The following is a 14,701-nucleotide window of genomic DNA, read 5'->3' as shown; positions in this document are numbered from 1 at the left end:
GCCCGGTCCCATTCCGAACCCGGAAGCTAAGGCCACCTGCGCCGATGGTACTGCACTCGACAGGGTGTGGGAGAGTAGGACACCGCCGGAACATCATTGCGAAAGGCCCTCCAACTACGGTTGGAGGGCCTTTTTGCGTTCGTGCCCTACCGACCATTCGGCGGGTTCTGGGGCTACCGTGGAGCTATGGCGACCACGAGGATCGGCACGCACATCAATGCGCCCCGCGCGACCGTGTATCGGCTGCTGGTCGATGCCGAATCCGTCAGAGCCTGGATGGTGCCCGACGGGATGGTCAGCGAGATGCACCGGTTCGAGCCCGAGGAGGGCGGGGTCTTCTCGATCACCGTCACCGAGGACGAGATGACCGATACGGGGAAGCCGAGGCCGCGGCACCACGCGTACTACGGACGGTTCCTGACACTGATCCAGGATGAGCGGGTGAAGCAGGTCCTGGAGTTCGTCACCGATATACCGGATATGGCAGGCGAGCAGACCATGACCTTCGTGTTGGCCGACGCAGCAGGAGGTACCGATCTCGAAGTGCTGCACGAGGGTGTGCCGCCGGGCATGACCCTCGACGAGAACAACAGGGCCTGGCAGGTGGCGCTCGCGAAGATCGTCGCGCTGGCCGAGCGCGGCACGGTCGACTGACCGGCCGCACCCGGCGCGAGGTCAGCGGACCGCGTCGTCGGCGCGGGGCGTCATATTCGACGCAGGCACGAGGTTCCAGGCTTCGAGCTGCTTGCGGATCTGCTCGGCGGCGTCGATATTGAGCGGGCCGCTGGTCCACAGTGCGTACGGCAGGTTGAAGAACCTGCCGTCGCGGACCGCGCGCAGGCCGTTGATGCCCGGTTTGGTGCGCAGCAGATCGACCTTCTGTGTGTAGGTCTGCCCCGGGTAGTCGACGAACATGATGGCGTCCGGGTCGGCGGCGGCGAGCCGCTCCCAGGAGACCTTGGTCCAGGTGTCGGCGACATCGTCGAGGATGTTGCGCGCGCCCGCGGCTTCGAGGATCGCCTGGGGCGCACCGAATTTCCCGCTGGAGTAGATGGTGTCGGTGCCGCTGTCGAACAGGAAGACGGTCGGCGCCTTCGCCGGTTTCGGTGCCGCGGACAAGGCGGCGAGCCTGCTGTCGAGGTCGGCGGTGACCTCCGCTGCGCGGTCGGGCCTGCCGGTGATCGCGCCCAGATCGGTCAGGTCGGTGCGCAGCGCGGTCCACGGTTCGACCGTGCCGCGCGCGGCGGCGCCGTCCTGTTGGCGGCAGCTCTCGGTGAGGATGTAGGCCGCGACGCCGTCCTTCTGCAGGGAGGAGGGGGTGAGGTTGCTCGCCTCGTCGTAGCCGTAGCTCCAGCCGGCCACCATGACGTCCGGGCGCTGTGCGAGCACGGTTTCGCGGGACGGGTATTCGGGGGCGACGGATTTCAGCCCGTCGACGACGGCGGCGCCGTAGTGCTTGCGCAGGGTGTCGGCGTCGCGCTGGATGCTCGACACGGCGGCCACCTGGTCCTCCGCGCCGAGGGCGAGGACCATCGAGATGAGGTTGCCGTCGTTGACGAACAGCCGCTGCGCGGGCGCGGGGAACGGAGTGTCCTTGCCGCAGTTGCGCACGCTGATCGTCGTCGCGGTGTCTGCCGTGGTGCCGGTGCAGGCCGCCAGGACGGCGGCGAGTGCGGTGGTGACCAGGATGCGGCCGGTGTTCTTCATCATCGCGCCTTTCGCGGGGTGATCAACAGGTGGTCTTCGCCGGTCGCCGGATGCTTGACGCGGGCCGCGTCGACACCGAACACCTCGGCGACGACCTCGGGCGTCAGTGCTTGCGCGGGCGGGGCCGGTGGTCGGGCGGAGCCGTTGTGCAGCACGATGATCCGATCGCAGTAGCGGTCGGCCAGCGACAGATCGTGCAGGGCGGCGACGACGGTGCGCCGCAGTCCGCGCACCAGGCCGAGGAGGTCGAGCTGGTGGGTGACGTCGAGGTGGTTGGTCGGCTCGTCGAGGAGCAGGACCGGGGTGTCCTGTAGCAGCGCACGGGCCAGCAGCACGCGCTGACGTTCGCCGCCCGACAACTGCTGCACCGGGCGGTCCGCGAAACCAGCGAGGTCGACCGCGGCGAGCGCTTCCATGACCTGCTGACGTTCCCGCGGTGCGCCGAGCCCCCACGGCGGCAGATAGGGGGTCAGCCCCAACGCGACCACTTCGCCGACGAGCATGTCGGCGGAGGGACTCTCGTCCTGTGCGACCAGAGCGACGGTCGTCGCGCGTTGGCGCGGACGCAGGTCGTGCAGGACCTGACCGTCGATGAGCACCTGTCCCCGCGCGGGCTTCCGAATACCGGCCAGCGTCCGCAGCAGTGTCGTCTTGCCGCTGCCGTTGGGCCCGACAATGCCCAAGGTCTCGCCCGGCTCGATCGAAAAGTCTGCGCCGACAACGATATTCCGCCTGCCGACAGAACACGTCAGCTCGACCACCCGCACCGCCCCTGGCAGCGCGGCGTTCGATCGGGCCGCGCTGTCGACGTTCCCGTGGGCTTCAGCGCTGCCATCGCGGTGCTCGGTGCCGTTCGCCCGGTCGTCGAGGAGATCGTCCGTCGTTGCCCGCGGGACGTGGGTACGGGCCTCGCCGGGACCATCCGCCGCGGTGCGCGCGTCGGACCGGTCGCCGTGACGATTCGGACCGGCGGAATCGACGAGCTGCGGGGACAGCGTGGCGCCCTGGTCACCCGCGTGCCTGCCGGGCTCGCCGTCGGAGGCCGGTGCCGGACGACGAGCAGTGTGGTCGTGCGCGGTCATGAGGTGCCGAACTGGTAGCGCCGTCTGCCCATCAGGAGCAGGAAGGCCGGTGCGCCGATCAGACCGGTGAGGACGCCGACGGGGATCTCGGTGGGGCGCACCAGGACCCGGGTCGCAGCGTCGGCGACGACGAGGAACAGCGCGCCGCACAGGGCACAGGCGGGGAGGAGATTGCGGTGGCGTGGACCGACGATCATGCGCGCGGCATGGGGGACCACCAGCCCGACGAAGCCGATTCCGCCCGACACCGCGACCAGCACACCGACGAGGACCGCCAGCAGGACGAACAGGCCGATGCGCAGTTCCTTCACCGGAACACCGATCGACGACGCGGTGGTCGCGCCGAGAGTGAGCGCGTCGAGCCACCCGGCGATGGCCATCAAGACGACACCGGCGACCAGCACGACGACCAGTGGCACCGCGAGTGTCGTCCAGTCCGCGCCGGCCAGGCTGCCGAGCAGCCAGAACAGCACGGACTGCGCGGCGGCGGGATCGGTGCTGCGGAACACCAGGTAGCTGCTGAACGCCGCGAAGGCCGAGCCGAGCACGGTGCCGGTGAGGACCAATCGCAGCGGCGTCAGACCACCCTGGGCGAAGGCGACGAGGAAGACGAGGGTGGCCGCGCCGAACGCACCGGCCAGCGCGCCGCCCGAGAGCGCCCAGATGCCCGCGCCGGCGAACAGGCCCGAGGTGATCACCGCGGCCGCGCCTACGCCCGCGCCGGAGGAGACACCGAGCAGGTAGGGATCGGCGAGTGGATTGCGCACCAGGGTCTGCATCGCCGCCCCGGCCAGCGCCAGTCCGGCGCCGACGACCGCGGCCAGGACCGTGCGTGGCACTCGGAGCTGCCAGACGATGGTGTCGATACCCAGGTCGGCGGGTGTCGTCCCGGTCAGGCGGGCGCCGAGGGTGTCGAGCACCGCGGACACAGGGACGATCTCGGCGCCGAAGCCGGTGGCGCCGAGCATGGCGACCAGTAACAGTGCCCCGAGCAGGGGTAAGGCGAGCGAGATCCGGGCACGGATCATCGCGGGTTCACCACAGGCAAGGCGCGGCCCTTTCGGAGGGTGCCCGGCGAGGGAGGTCTGACTCTCGCCGTGAGGCGATCACAGTGGCGCGACCGTTCCGGAATTGCACCGGATTCCCGCACCCACCGGGGAGGACGCATCGACTGTAGCGTGGCACCCTGTGCCAGAGATCTACCGGGGACGGCGGCGGATGGCGGCGCGCGCGGCCGGGTTCCAATCACGGTAAGGCTAAAGCTGTTCGGTGAATCGCCCGATTGCTTCAATCCGTACATGCACCGACCGCACACCTTCCTGCCCGGCCTGCGTGGCCGAGCCACCGCCGCGCTCCTCGCGATGGCTACCGTGGCGACGCTCGGCCTGAGCGGCTGCTCGAACGGCAGTGACGCTCCGGTCGGCACCCCTGACACGCCGCTGCCGACCGAGGTGCCGCCGGGCACCACCCTGATCGTCGCCGATCAGCAGGAGCGGCTGCAGTCGGCCCTTCGCCTGTCCGGTGAGCTGGACAAGCTGCCGTTCAAGATCGAGTTCGCCAACTTCATCGGAGGGCCGGCCATTCTCGAGGCGTTCCGGGCAGGCGCCGCCGACGTCGGCCAGGTGGGTGACGTCCCGCCGATCCACGCGCTGGCCGCCGGGCAGGACGTGCCGATCGTCGGCTCGTACCAGACCAACCCGCAGGCGCTGAAGCTCGCCGTCGCGCCGGGGCGCGCGATCACGAAACTCACGGATCTGAAGGGCAAGAAGATCGCCTACGCCGAGGGAACCGCGCAGCAGGCCGCGGTGCTCAAGGCGCTGACCAAGGCGGGGCTGAAGCCGACCGACGTGCAGTTGGTCCGGCTGCAGCTGGCGGAATTCCTCGACGCCGTGCGCACCGGTCAGGTCGACGTGGCTCCGCTGATCGAACCCAATGTCACCCGCCTGCTGCGCACCCAGGGCACGTCGCTGATCCCGGACTCGGAGACCACCGGCATCTACAGCGGCCTGGCCTACCTGTACGCGCGCCGCGCGGTGGTGCAGGACCCGGCGAAGGCAGCGGCCACCCGTGCCCTCGTCGGTGCGTTCGTGCGGGCCTGGAACTGGACCAACACACACCGCGAGGAATGGGCGACCAAGTATTACGTCGAGATCCAGAAGGTCAGCGCCGACGACGCGAAGCGGATCATCGACTCGCTCGGCACCTACACGTTCCCGCACCTGGATCAGCAGTTGGTCGCCCGCCAGCAGACCACCATCGACGCGATCGACGCCGTGGGTGAGCTGCCGAAGAAGATCAAGGCCGTCGACGGCTTCGATCTGCGCTTCGATGCCGCGGTCACCGAGGCGGTCACCACCAGCGGGGCGGCGTTCGCGCCGGCGACGAGCTGATGGCGACCATCGACGCGGGTGTGCTGCGGCGCATCCGCACCGGCACCGCCGCCCCGGTCGAGGCGCTCGCGCCGCGCGGGCGGGGCGGGCGCAGGCTCGGACCGGGCAAGCCGATTCCGTTCGGCTTCGCGCTCGGACCGGCATTGCTCATCGGCGCGTGGGTGCTCGGATCGGCCACGGGCGCACTGGATCCCGAGACGCTGCCCGCGCCGTGGACGGTCGCCCAGACCGCCGGTGACCTGATCGCCGACGGCCGTTTGCAGTCCAACCTGCTGACCTCGCTACAGCGCGCGGCGATCGGGCTCGGACTCGGTGTGGTGATCGGCGTGGTGCTCGCGCTGGTGGCGGGGTTGAGCCGGCTCGGTGAGGCGGTCGTCGACGGCCCGGTGCAGATCAAGCGCTCGATTCCGACACTGGCGCTGATCCCGCTGTTCATCGTCTGGTTCGGCATCGGTGAAGAGATGAAGCTGATCGTCATCACGACCAGCGTGCTGATCCCGGTCTACATCAACACCCACGCCTCGCTGCGCAGCGTGGATGCCCGGTACGTGGAGCTCGCCGAGACGGTCGGGCTGTCGTGGTTGGGCTTTCTGCGGCGGGTCGCGCTGCCCGGGTCGCTGCCCGGATTCTTCCTCGGATTGCGGCTGGCGGTGACCATCTCCTGGCTGGCGCTGGTCGTGGTCGAACAGGTCAACGCGACCAGCGGCATCGGCTATCTGATGACGCAGGCGCGCACCTATGGACAGATCGACGTGATCGTCGTCGGTCTGGTGATCTACGGACTCCTCGGGCTCTTCGGCGACCTCGCCGTGCGGGCGGCGGAACGGAAGGCGCTGGCATGGCGACAGACACTGGGCGACTGAACGACGAGCGGATCGTGGTGCGCACCGGCGCACTCACCCGCGGCTTCGGTGATCGAATCGTGTTGAACGGCATAGATATCGAGATCCGGCGCGGCGAGTTCGTCGCCCTGCTCGGCCGCAGCGGTTCCGGCAAGAGCACGCTGTTGCGGGCGCTGGCCGAACTCGACGCCGACGTGCCGGGCTCCGGCGAGCTGACCGTGCCGACCCAGCGGGCGGTGGTGTTCCAGGATTCGCGGCTGCTGCCCTGGGCGCGGGTGCTCGACAACGTGGTGCTCGGGCTCACCGGGCGCGACGCCGCCGAACGTGGGCGCTCGGCGCTGGCCGAGGTCGGGCTGGCGGGACGCGAGAAGGCCTGGCCGCGTGAGCTTTCCGGTGGTGAGCAGCAGCGGGTGGCGCTGGCCAGATCGCTGGTCCGCGAGCCGGAACTGCTGCTGGCCGACGAACCGTTCGGCGCGCTCGACGCGCTGACCCGGATCCGCATGCACGCCCTGTTGCAGGCGCTGTGCGAGCGGCATCGGCCCGCCGTCCTGCTGGTGACCCACGACGTGGACGAGGCGGTGTTGCTCGCCGACCGGGTGCTGGTCCTGGACGAGGGACGGATCGCCATCGATCAGCGCATCGACGCGCCGCGCCCGCGCAGGCACGCGCACCCGGAGTTCGTCCGGCTGCGCGAGGTCCTGCTGGCCGGGCTCGGCGTCGACACCACCGAATTCGAGGAAGTGAAAGCAGCGTCATGAGTGCACCGCGGCAATTGAGTCTCAACGCGTTCATCTACCCGTCGGGGCACCACGAGGCCGCCTGGCGGCATCCCGACAGCAGGCCGGAGCGCATCTACGACGTCACCTACTACCAGGAGATCGGGCGCACCGCCGAGGCGGCGAAGCTGGATGCGGTGTTCTTCGCCGACGGGCCCGCCCTGCGCACCGACGTGCGCCACAACGCGGCGCCCGGCCTGGAGCCGATTACCCTGCTGACCGCGATCGCCACGGCCACAACACATCTGGGTCTCATCGCGACCGCGTCGACCACCTACTACGAGCCCTACAACCTGGCTCGCCTGTTCTCCTCGCTCGATCATATCTCCGGTGGGCGGGCAGGCTGGAATATCGTCACCACCGGAACCGATTTGGCGGCGGCCAACTTCGGGCTCGACCGGCACCCCGATCACGCCGAACGGTATGCCCGCGCACGGGAATTCGTCGACGCGGTGGTCGCCCTGTGGGACAGCTGGGAGGACGACGCGATCCTGCTCGACCGCGCCGCGGGCATCTACGCCGACCCGGACAAGATTCATCCGATCGACTTCGTCGGCGAACACCTGCGCGTGCGTGGGCCGTTCAATGCCGCGCGGACGCCGCAGGGGCATCCGGTGCTGGTGCAGGCGGGCGCCTCCAACGAGGGACGAGCCTTCGCCGGCAAGTACGCCGAGGCTATCTTCACGGCGCACCAACGGCTTTCGGACGCGCAGACCTTCTACGCCGACATCAAGGCCAAGGCCGCCGAGTACGGGCGCGACGCCGACGAGGTGAAGATCCTGCCCGGGATCAGTCCGTTCATCGCCGACACCGAGGCCGCCGCGCTGCGTCTGGAGCGGGAATTCAACGAGCTGACCGTGCCCGAATACGGGATCAAACAGCTGGAATCGATCACCGGCACCTCGCTGCGCGCCCTCGCGCTCGACGCTCCGGTGCCGGTGGAGGTGTTCGCCGGGGCCGGTGATGTCACCGACAACGCGCGCAGCAGGCTGCAGGTGGTGGCGGGCATCGTCGAGCGGGAACGGCCGACACTGCGTGGGCTGCTGCACCGGCTGGCGGGCGCCCGCGGACACCGGGTCTTCGCCGGTACCCCCGAGCAGGTCGCCGACACGATCGAGGAATGGTTCACCCAGGGCGCGGCCGACGGTTTCAACGTGATGCCGCCGTACTACCCCGGCGGGCTCGAGGTCTTCACCGAGACGGTGGTGCCGATCCTGCAGGAGCGCGGGCTCTTCCGCACCGAGTACACGGGAACAACCCTGCGCGACCACTTCGGCCTCGCCCGTCCGCGGAGCCGGTTCGCACCGGAACCCGTTACCGTCGGATGAGTGTGTCGAGCGACGAAAACTGCTGTACTGCTGCGAGACCGGATCCCCGCCGACAAGCCTGCGCTGGGCCGGTGCGAAGCCGCGCCGTCGCCAACGGTGGTGGGGTTGTCGCGGCGAGCTCGTCCGTCGACGGGGACGAGCGGCCCGCTGCGTCATGTGGCAGGGTCGAGGAGAGCGCGGAAGTGGTCGGCGTCCATCCCGGCGCTGCAGCTCGCGCCAGTCCGGGTCGGGTACACGCTGACGAAGTGAAGCGGTATCGACACCAGTTCCCCCGCACTGTGTTTCGGCGGGGCCCGGCGATGGCAGGGGTGGCCGGTACGCAACCGGCTCTGCCGACGGCGGCGGGGTGTGGCGCCGGTGCTCCGACGAGTCGCCGCGTCGGCAGGGCACGATGACCGCGGAGGTGATCGATTCCGCTCCCGTGCGGCTGCGGTCGCTGGTGTGGCCGGTGTTCGCGCCGATGGCGCTGTACGGCGTCGGCGTGGGGGCTGCCGCGCCGATGTACGCGCTGCGTGCGCTGGATCTCGGTGCGTCGGCGGGTGCGGCGGGGCTGATCGTCGCCCTGGGCGGGCTCGGGATGGTGCTGACCGATCTGCCCGCGGGGCGGATCGTCGCGCGGATCGGGGAGCGGGCGGCGGTCGGGGTCGGCAGCGTGCTCGGGACGGTGGGTGTGCTCGCGGCGATCTTCGCGCCGAATCTCGGTGTGCTGGCGTCGGGTTTGCTTCTCAACGGGGCTGCCGGGGCGGTGTGGGGACTGGCGCGGCAGACCTATCTGGTGTCGGTGGTCGCGCCGGAGCAGCGGGGCCGGGCCATGTCGACGCTGGCGGGCGCGCATCGGCTCGGGTTCTTCTGCGGGCCGTTTCTCGGTGCGGCGCTGGTGCACGGGTACGGGCCGGTCGGCGCGCTGTGGCTGCAACTGGTGACCACGTTGCTGGCGAGCGTGGCGATGGTGACGATCCGCTCCGGCGAGATCGATCAGGCGGCGCTGCGGCCGCTGCACACCGTGCTGTCCGAGAACCGCAGGGCGCTGGGCACTCTCGGGCTCGCTTCGGTGGCGGTCGGCGCGGCACGGGCATCGCGTTCGGCGCTGCTGCCGCTGTGGGCGGCGCATCTGGGGATCGACGCCGCGACCACCAGTCTGCTCTTCGGTCTGGCGGGCGCGGTCGATGTGCTCATGTCGTACCCGGCCGGGGTCTGGCTGGACCGGGCGGGCAGCCGGGTCACCGGCATCGCCTGCGGCATCTGCTTCGCCGCCGGGTACGCCGTGCTGCCGTTCACCTACTCGGCGCTCACCATGGGCGCGGCGACCATGCTGCTCGGCCTGGCCAACGGGCTCAGCAACGGGCTGATCATGACCGTCGGAGCCTTCGCGGCACCCGAGGACCGCCGCGCGGAGTTCCTCGGCGCCTGGCGGCTGACCCATGATGTGGGCATGTTCGCCGGTCCGGTCTCCGTCGGCATCGTCGGCGCATTCGCCGGCCTGGCCGCCGCCGGCGCGCTGCTCGCCGTCGGCGTCGGCCTCGGCACGGTCGCGATCTATCGCTGGTTCCCCGGCCGGGTCCAGCCACGGATGGTCAGCGATGAGTGATGGTGCCGACAAGCCGGGAAGTCGCGGGTGCTGCGACGGCCTACTTCCAGGCGGGGTCGCGGCCGGTGAGGCCGAGGACGCGGTCGAGGAGGGGAGCGTCGGGGGCGACGGGGATTTTGGGTCCGTAGATGCCCATCTGGCGGCCCTGGTCGGCGGTGGCGGCGGTTTCGTCGTAGGCGTAGCGGAGCAGGTCGTCGTCCCACCGGGCGGTGGCGCCGAGGGCGCGGGAGAGGTCCCAGCCGTGGACGATCAGTTCGCCGACGACCATGCCGCCGACCAGCGGCGCGGGCAACTGCATCGGGCCACCCATGTGCGTGACGCCCTGCCAGGCATCGGGGTTTCGCCAGGCAGTGGCCAGGTCGTCGAGCTGGGTGTCGAGGGCCGCCGCCCAGTCGCCCTCGGTCAGATCGACGTCGGATTCGGCGGCTGCGGGCGGCGTGATCGCCTCCTTGCGTGCCGCGCCGATCAGCGACGGACCCCAGAACAGCAGGTGGTTCAGCAAAGCACGGACATCGAACTCGGTGCACGGGGTCGGGGCGGCCAGACGATCCGGCGTGATGGTGCGCAGAAGCTTCGACAACGGTTCGGCGGCGAGCGCTACGCGTTCGGTTTCGGACATAGACCGAGGTAACCACCGTGACGCGGGTGCTGTCTTGAACAAACGCGACATACACTCGCCGCGTGGAACGCGATCCGCGGGAACTCGGGGGTGCCTGGCGCGCGTCGCAACGTCACGCGTTCGCCGCGCCGTCGGGGGAGCTGACGCGCTACGTGGCGCGGTACTGGACCGTCACCTGGGAATATGAGCAGCCGTACCGGCAGCTGGTGGTGCCGCTGCCGAACGTCCACCTGAGTTTTCGCGACGGCCGCGCCGAGGTGCACGGGCCGTCGTCGTCGCATCTGTACCGGGAGCTGGCCGGAGTCGGTTCGGTGTTCGGTGTCGCGTTCCGGCCGGGCATGTTCCGGCCGTTCCTCGATGGCCCGGTGACGGACCTGCGGGACCGGATGGTCGATGCCGCAACGGTTTTCGGTCCTGATCTGCCGTCGCCTGTCGACGTCGAATCGGTCGAGCGGTTCCTCGTCGAGCGCCTGCCCGCTCCTGATCCGCAGGCCGAGCTCGCCACGCGGGTGGTAGCCGCGATCGCCGAGGACACCACGGTGACCAGGGTCGACGCGATAGCGGACCGATTCGGCCTGAGCGTGCGCGGGTTGCAGCGGTTGTTCGCCGACTATGTCGGCATCGGCCCGAAATGGGTGGTGCGCCGCTATCGCCTGCACGAGATCACCGAGCGTCTCGCCGAGCGAACCGAGATCGATTGGGCTGCAACCGCCGCCGAGCTCGGGTACGCCGACCAGGCGCACCTCAGCCGCGACTTCCGCACGATCTTCGGTGAACCCCCCACCCGCTACGCGCGGCGCTACGAAATGCGGTAACGCCGTGATCGGCTATCCCGACAGTGATAGTGAACCGAAGTAACGACAAGGAGTGGACGCCATGGGATCTACCGATGTCATCAACTGGCTGGTCGAGGGTTATCTTGCGGGGGATCCCGTGCGTGGACCGATCTGGGTCGCGTTCATGTACGCGATGATGCCGTTCCAGCTGCTCGGGATGATGACCGGCAGCGCCTAGCTCGCGATCAGCGCACCCGCGTACCGAGGATGGTGCGCACGCCCGCGATGAACAGCTGCAGACCGAAGTCGAAACGGGCTGTGGGATCGGGGGTTTCGAGCAGCGGAGAGGCTCCGTCGGGCAGCGCGCCGACGGAGTCCATCTGCATGCGGGACTGCTCGTCGACAGTCTGGCCGAGGACGTAGTAGAGCAGGGTGTAGGCCGTGAGTTCGGCTTCCTCCCTTGTCATTCCGGCCCGGATGACGATTCCGGCGAGGCGTTCGCGCGCCTTGCTGGTGGTCAGGCGCGAGGCGTAGGTGGCCGAGACCAGCTCGGCGCCGTCGCGGTAGGCGAGCAGGCAGTCGCGCAGGCGGTGGGCGAGTTCGGTGAGCTGCTCGGGCCATCCGGTGGCCGTGATCGGCTCGTCCATCGGCGCCAGGATCCGGTCGGCGACCGCGCCCAGCAGCGACTGCTTGTCCTTGACGTGCCAGTACAGCGCGCCCGGCTGCACCTGCAGCGCACCGGCGAGCCTGCGCATCGTCAGATCGGCGAGTCCGTACTGGTCGAGAATGTCGACGGCGGCATCGACCACATCCGTCTTCCGCAGCTGCACGCGCGTCCTTCCGTTCGAATTCACCGACCCGGGTGTCGTGTCTCACCCTTAGCAGCTACCCTAGCCTGAACACCGTTCAAGTTGCACGGCTACGCCGGGTGGATCACACCCGTGCCACGTGCACGTACCCCGTCGAAGGGACATCACGTCGTGACGCAGGCACCCGTCCAGACCGACATTCTGGCCATCGCCCGTGAGCAGGTGCTCGAGCGCGGCGAAGGCCTCACCGAGGCGCAGACCGTCGAGGTGCTGCGCCTCGGCGACGATCGCCTGGAAGCGCTGCTCGAGCTCGCCCACGAGGTGCGGATGAAGTGGTGCGGTCCCGAGGTCGAGGTCGAGGGCATCATCAGCCTCAAGACCGGCGGCTGCCCCGAGGACTGCCACTTCTGCTCGCAGTCGGGCCTGTTCCAGTCGCCGGTGCGCGCGGCCTGGCTCGACATCCCCAGCCTGGTCGAGGCGGCCAAGCAGACGGCCAAGACCGGCGCCACCGAGTTCTGCATCGTCGCCGCGGTCCGCGGCCCGGACGAGCGCCTGATGGCGCAGGTCGCCGCGGGCGTCGAGGCCATCCGCAACGAGGTCGACATCCAGGTCGCCTGCTCGCTGGGCATGCTGAACCAGGAGCAGGTCGACCAGCTCGCCGCGATGGGCGTGCACCGCTACAACCACAACCTCGAGACCGCCAAGTCACACTTCCCGAAGGTCGTCACCACGCACACCTACGAGGAGCGCTGGGACACCCTGCGGATGGTGCGCGAGGCGGGCATGGAGGTGTGCTGCGGTGGCATCCTCGGCATGGGCGAGACCATCGAGCAGCGCGCCGAATTCGCCGCGCAGCTGGCCTCGCTCGAGCCCGACGAGGTGCCGCTGAACTTCCTCAACCCGCGTCCCGGCACCCCCTTCGGTGACCTCGAGGTGCTGCCCGCCGCCGACGCGCTGCGCGCCATCGCCGCGTTCCGCCTCGCGCTGCCGCGCACCATCCTGCGCTTCGCTGGTGGTCGTGAGATCACCCTCGGTGACCTCGGCGCCAAGCAGGGCATGCTCGGCGGCATCAACGCCGTCATCGTCGGCAACTATCTGACCACCCTCGGCCGTCCCGCCGAATCGGATCTCGATCTGCTGGGTGAGCTGAAGATGCCGATCAAGGCGCTCAACGAAACCCTCTGAGGCATCGGCACAGTAGGGTGACTGATATGGACGAGCGCTATAACCCGTTCACCGGCAAGCGGATCGTGCCCGGACTCGACGACGCGATGCCCGCGTCGGCGGCGCTCGGGCTCGAGCCGCCGCGCTTCTGCGAGCAGTGCGGCCGGCGGATGATCGTGCAGGTGAGCCCCGACGGCTGGTGGGCCAAGTGCTCCCGGCACGGGGTCATCGAATCGGCGCAGCTGGAACGCCGGTAGTGGTAGCCGAGGTCGGTGCCGGGCCGCGCCCCGAGGTGCTGCGCCGTGAACTGATCGGCGTCGGTGTCGTCGCGGCCGCCGTGCTCGCGGTGAGCGCGGCGGCGGGCGTGGCCTGGGGACTGCTCGCGCCGACCGAACGGCTGCGGGTGACCCAGCCCGGTCGCGCCGCCGTGCTCACCGGCGAGAGCCTGCACCTGTTCGACGCCGTCGGGATGTTCCTGTGCCTCGGTGCGGTGGTCGCGGTGCTGAGCGCGGCCGCGGCCTGGCGGGTGCGGAGCGTCCGCGGGCCCCTGCTGGTCGTCGGGATCCTGCTCGCCTCGGGTCTCGGTGCCGCCGTGATGATGTGGGTGGGCGAAGCGGTCGCCGAGCTGCGGCATCCGCGTCCGGACGATCCCGCGGTCGGGCAAATCGTCGCGTTGCCCGCCGAGGTGGGCACCGATCTCGCGTTGCTGGTGCAACCGTTCCTGGCCGCGCTCGTGCTGTTGTTCCTCGCCGCGCTGCACCCGCGCACCGATCTCGGTTCCGGCACTGCGGGTTTGCTCGGCGATCTGCGCCCGGCCGAGATCGACGACTATCCGCTGCCTGCCCAGGCCGAGGAGTATCGGCCGAGCGGCGATTTCGATGCGAGTCCGCAACCGCGCGCCTGAGCGCGATTCCACGTCGCCCCTGGTCTCTACCATCGTCTATAACGGCAGGTAGACGGCTCGAGAGGAGCGGTCGTGGCATTCATCGGTGGTGGTCCGGTCGTCGAGGAACTGGACGCGAAATTCTGGCGCCTCATCGAGCCGCTCACGTATCAGGGTGCGGTCCAAACCTTTACGGTCCCCGCCGGTTTCCGCACCGACTTCGCTTCGGTGCCACGTTCGCTGGTCTGGCTGATCCCGCGCTACGGCGCCTACACCAGGGCCGCGATCCTGCACGACTACCTGTGCCGCACGGACACGATCAGCCGTGCCGACGCCGACGGTATCTTCCGTCGCTGCCTGCACGAGTTCGCGGTCTCGACGCCGCGGCGCTGGATGATGTGGGCCGCAGTGCGTCTGGGTAGCCGGTTGCGCGGCGCGACGCCCGGTGACATCGCGCGCTGGGTCGTGATCGCGGTGCCGTCGGTGGTGTTCCTGACGGTGCCCGTCGTCGTGGTGACGTTGTCGCTGTGGCTGTTCTGGGTGGTCGAGCTGGCGTTCTGGGCCGTCGGGCGGCTGGGCAGGCGGACGACGGAGCCACCGCCTGCCCCGCAGATGAAGACCGCCTAGCCGGATTCATCCAGAACGGGCGATGTGCGCCGCCCGTGACCTCCTTAGCGTCGGTTTCCGGAGGGCTGGGCGGCGCAGCGCGAAGTCCTCTCCGGCTGAGTTCACCCGAC

The 14,701-nt window shown here is 69.7% G+C and carries 17 protein-coding genes and 1 rRNA gene; 13 read left to right on the top strand and 5 right to left on the bottom strand.

The annotated features are described in order from the left end of the window. Positions 1 to 91: ribosomal RNA gene (rrf, locus tag ACWF9G_RS28420) — 5S ribosomal RNA — on the top strand; the annotation flags it as partial. 95 nt (positions 92 to 186) lie between these two features. Continuing rightward, complete coding sequence (locus ACWF9G_RS28415; protein WP_452519035.1) at positions 187 to 654, top strand: SRPBCC domain-containing protein; 468 nt, start codon at positions 187 to 189, stop codon at positions 652 to 654. 21 nt (positions 655 to 675) lie between these two features. On the opposite strand, the gene ACWF9G_RS28410 is transcribed toward ACWF9G_RS28415, so the two are convergent. Genes ACWF9G_RS28410 through ACWF9G_RS28400 form a run of 3 tightly spaced genes read right to left on the bottom strand, consistent with a single transcriptional unit; the run spans position 676 to position 3,817 of the window. After that, positions 676 to 1,707: an ABC transporter substrate-binding protein gene (locus ACWF9G_RS28410; protein ID WP_452519038.1), complete on the bottom strand. Its 1,032-nt coding sequence runs from the start codon at positions 1,705 to 1,707 to the stop codon at positions 676 to 678. Continuing rightward, positions 1,707 to 2,789, bottom strand: a complete 1,083-nt coding sequence (locus ACWF9G_RS28405; protein WP_452519033.1) for an ABC transporter ATP-binding protein — start codon at positions 2,787 to 2,789, stop codon at positions 1,707 to 1,709. The genes ACWF9G_RS28410 and ACWF9G_RS28405 overlap by 1 nt, the downstream gene beginning before the upstream one ends. After that, positions 2,786 to 3,817, bottom strand: coding sequence for a FecCD family ABC transporter permease (locus tag ACWF9G_RS28400; protein WP_379308725.1), 1,032 nt, complete (start codon positions 3,815 to 3,817; stop codon positions 2,786 to 2,788). Before ACWF9G_RS28400 ends, ACWF9G_RS28405 begins: the two co-directional genes overlap by 4 nt. A gap of 270 nt (positions 3,818 to 4,087) precedes the next feature. On the opposite strand from ACWF9G_RS28400, the gene ACWF9G_RS28395 reads away from it, so the two are divergent. From ACWF9G_RS28395 to ACWF9G_RS28375, 5 genes are all read left to right on the top strand, one after another. Then, positions 4,088 to 5,179: an ABC transporter substrate-binding protein gene (locus ACWF9G_RS28395; RefSeq protein WP_452519031.1), complete on the top strand. Its 1,092-nt coding sequence runs from the start codon at positions 4,088 to 4,090 to the stop codon at positions 5,177 to 5,179. Continuing rightward, a complete protein-coding gene (locus ACWF9G_RS28390) occupies positions 5,179 to 6,042 on the top strand; it encodes an ABC transporter permease (protein WP_452519029.1) in 864 nt (287 codons plus the stop codon). The genes ACWF9G_RS28395 and ACWF9G_RS28390 overlap by 1 nt, the downstream gene beginning before the upstream one ends. Then, a complete protein-coding gene (locus ACWF9G_RS28385) occupies positions 6,018 to 6,779 on the top strand; it encodes an ABC transporter ATP-binding protein (RefSeq protein ID WP_452519027.1) in 762 nt (253 codons plus the stop codon). The genes ACWF9G_RS28390 and ACWF9G_RS28385 overlap by 25 nt, the downstream gene beginning before the upstream one ends. Next, entirely contained in the window at positions 6,776 to 8,125 is a 1,350-nt protein-coding gene (locus ACWF9G_RS28380; RefSeq protein ID WP_452519025.1) for an LLM class flavin-dependent oxidoreductase, read from the top strand. Before ACWF9G_RS28385 ends, ACWF9G_RS28380 begins: the two co-directional genes overlap by 4 nt. 391 nt (positions 8,126 to 8,516) lie before the next feature. Continuing rightward, positions 8,517 to 9,713: an MFS transporter gene (locus ACWF9G_RS28375; RefSeq protein WP_379308730.1), complete on the top strand. Its 1,197-nt coding sequence runs from the start codon at positions 8,517 to 8,519 to the stop codon at positions 9,711 to 9,713. A gap of 40 nt (positions 9,714 to 9,753) precedes the next feature. On the opposite strand, the gene ACWF9G_RS28370 is transcribed toward ACWF9G_RS28375, so the two are convergent. Continuing rightward, positions 9,754 to 10,332, bottom strand: coding sequence for a TIGR03086 family metal-binding protein (locus tag ACWF9G_RS28370; RefSeq protein ID WP_452519023.1), 579 nt, complete (start codon positions 10,330 to 10,332; stop codon positions 9,754 to 9,756). A gap of 62 nt (positions 10,333 to 10,394) precedes the next feature. Between ACWF9G_RS28370 and ACWF9G_RS28365 the strand changes: the two genes are divergently transcribed. Both ACWF9G_RS28365 and ACWF9G_RS28360 read left to right on the top strand, forming a co-directional pair. Continuing rightward, positions 10,395 to 11,147 (top strand): AraC family transcriptional regulator, encoded by a 753-nt coding sequence (locus ACWF9G_RS28365; protein ID WP_452519021.1) that lies wholly within the window; start codon positions 10,395 to 10,397, stop codon positions 11,145 to 11,147. A gap of 61 nt (positions 11,148 to 11,208) precedes the next feature. Beyond that, positions 11,209 to 11,346, top strand: a complete 138-nt coding sequence (locus ACWF9G_RS28360) for a hypothetical protein (RefSeq protein WP_379085493.1) — start codon at positions 11,209 to 11,211, stop codon at positions 11,344 to 11,346. Positions 11,347 to 11,353: 7 nt separating this feature from the next. Here ACWF9G_RS28360 and ACWF9G_RS28355 read toward each other — a convergent pair whose 3' ends face one another. Then, positions 11,354 to 11,938 (bottom strand): TetR/AcrR family transcriptional regulator C-terminal domain-containing protein, encoded by a 585-nt coding sequence (locus ACWF9G_RS28355; protein WP_379308733.1) that lies wholly within the window; start codon positions 11,936 to 11,938, stop codon positions 11,354 to 11,356. Between the two features lie 150 nt (positions 11,939 to 12,088). Here ACWF9G_RS28355 and bioB point away from each other — a divergent pair, with 150 nt between their 5' ends. From bioB to ACWF9G_RS28335, 4 genes are all read left to right on the top strand, one after another. After that, positions 12,089 to 13,102, top strand: coding sequence for a biotin synthase BioB (gene bioB, locus ACWF9G_RS28350; RefSeq protein ID WP_019046302.1), 1,014 nt, complete (start codon positions 12,089 to 12,091; stop codon positions 13,100 to 13,102). Between the two features lie 26 nt (positions 13,103 to 13,128). Beyond that, entirely contained in the window at positions 13,129 to 13,338 is a 210-nt protein-coding gene (gene bsaP, locus ACWF9G_RS28345; protein WP_378854095.1) for a biotin synthase auxiliary protein BsaP, read from the top strand. Beyond that, complete coding sequence (locus tag ACWF9G_RS28340; protein ID WP_452519020.1) at positions 13,338 to 13,985, top strand: DUF2567 domain-containing protein; 648 nt, start codon at positions 13,338 to 13,340, stop codon at positions 13,983 to 13,985. Before bsaP ends, ACWF9G_RS28340 begins: the two co-directional genes overlap by 1 nt. A gap of 72 nt (positions 13,986 to 14,057) precedes the next feature. Continuing rightward, complete coding sequence (locus ACWF9G_RS28335) at positions 14,058 to 14,591, top strand: DUF1353 domain-containing protein (protein WP_379308736.1); 534 nt, start codon at positions 14,058 to 14,060, stop codon at positions 14,589 to 14,591. Positions 14,592 to 14,701: the final 110 nt, after the last annotated feature.

This window comes from Nocardia sp. NPDC055029, assembly GCF_053608525.1.
The sequence above is the reverse complement of the archived record's forward strand: the minus strand, read 5'-3'. Positions and strand labels throughout refer to the sequence as shown.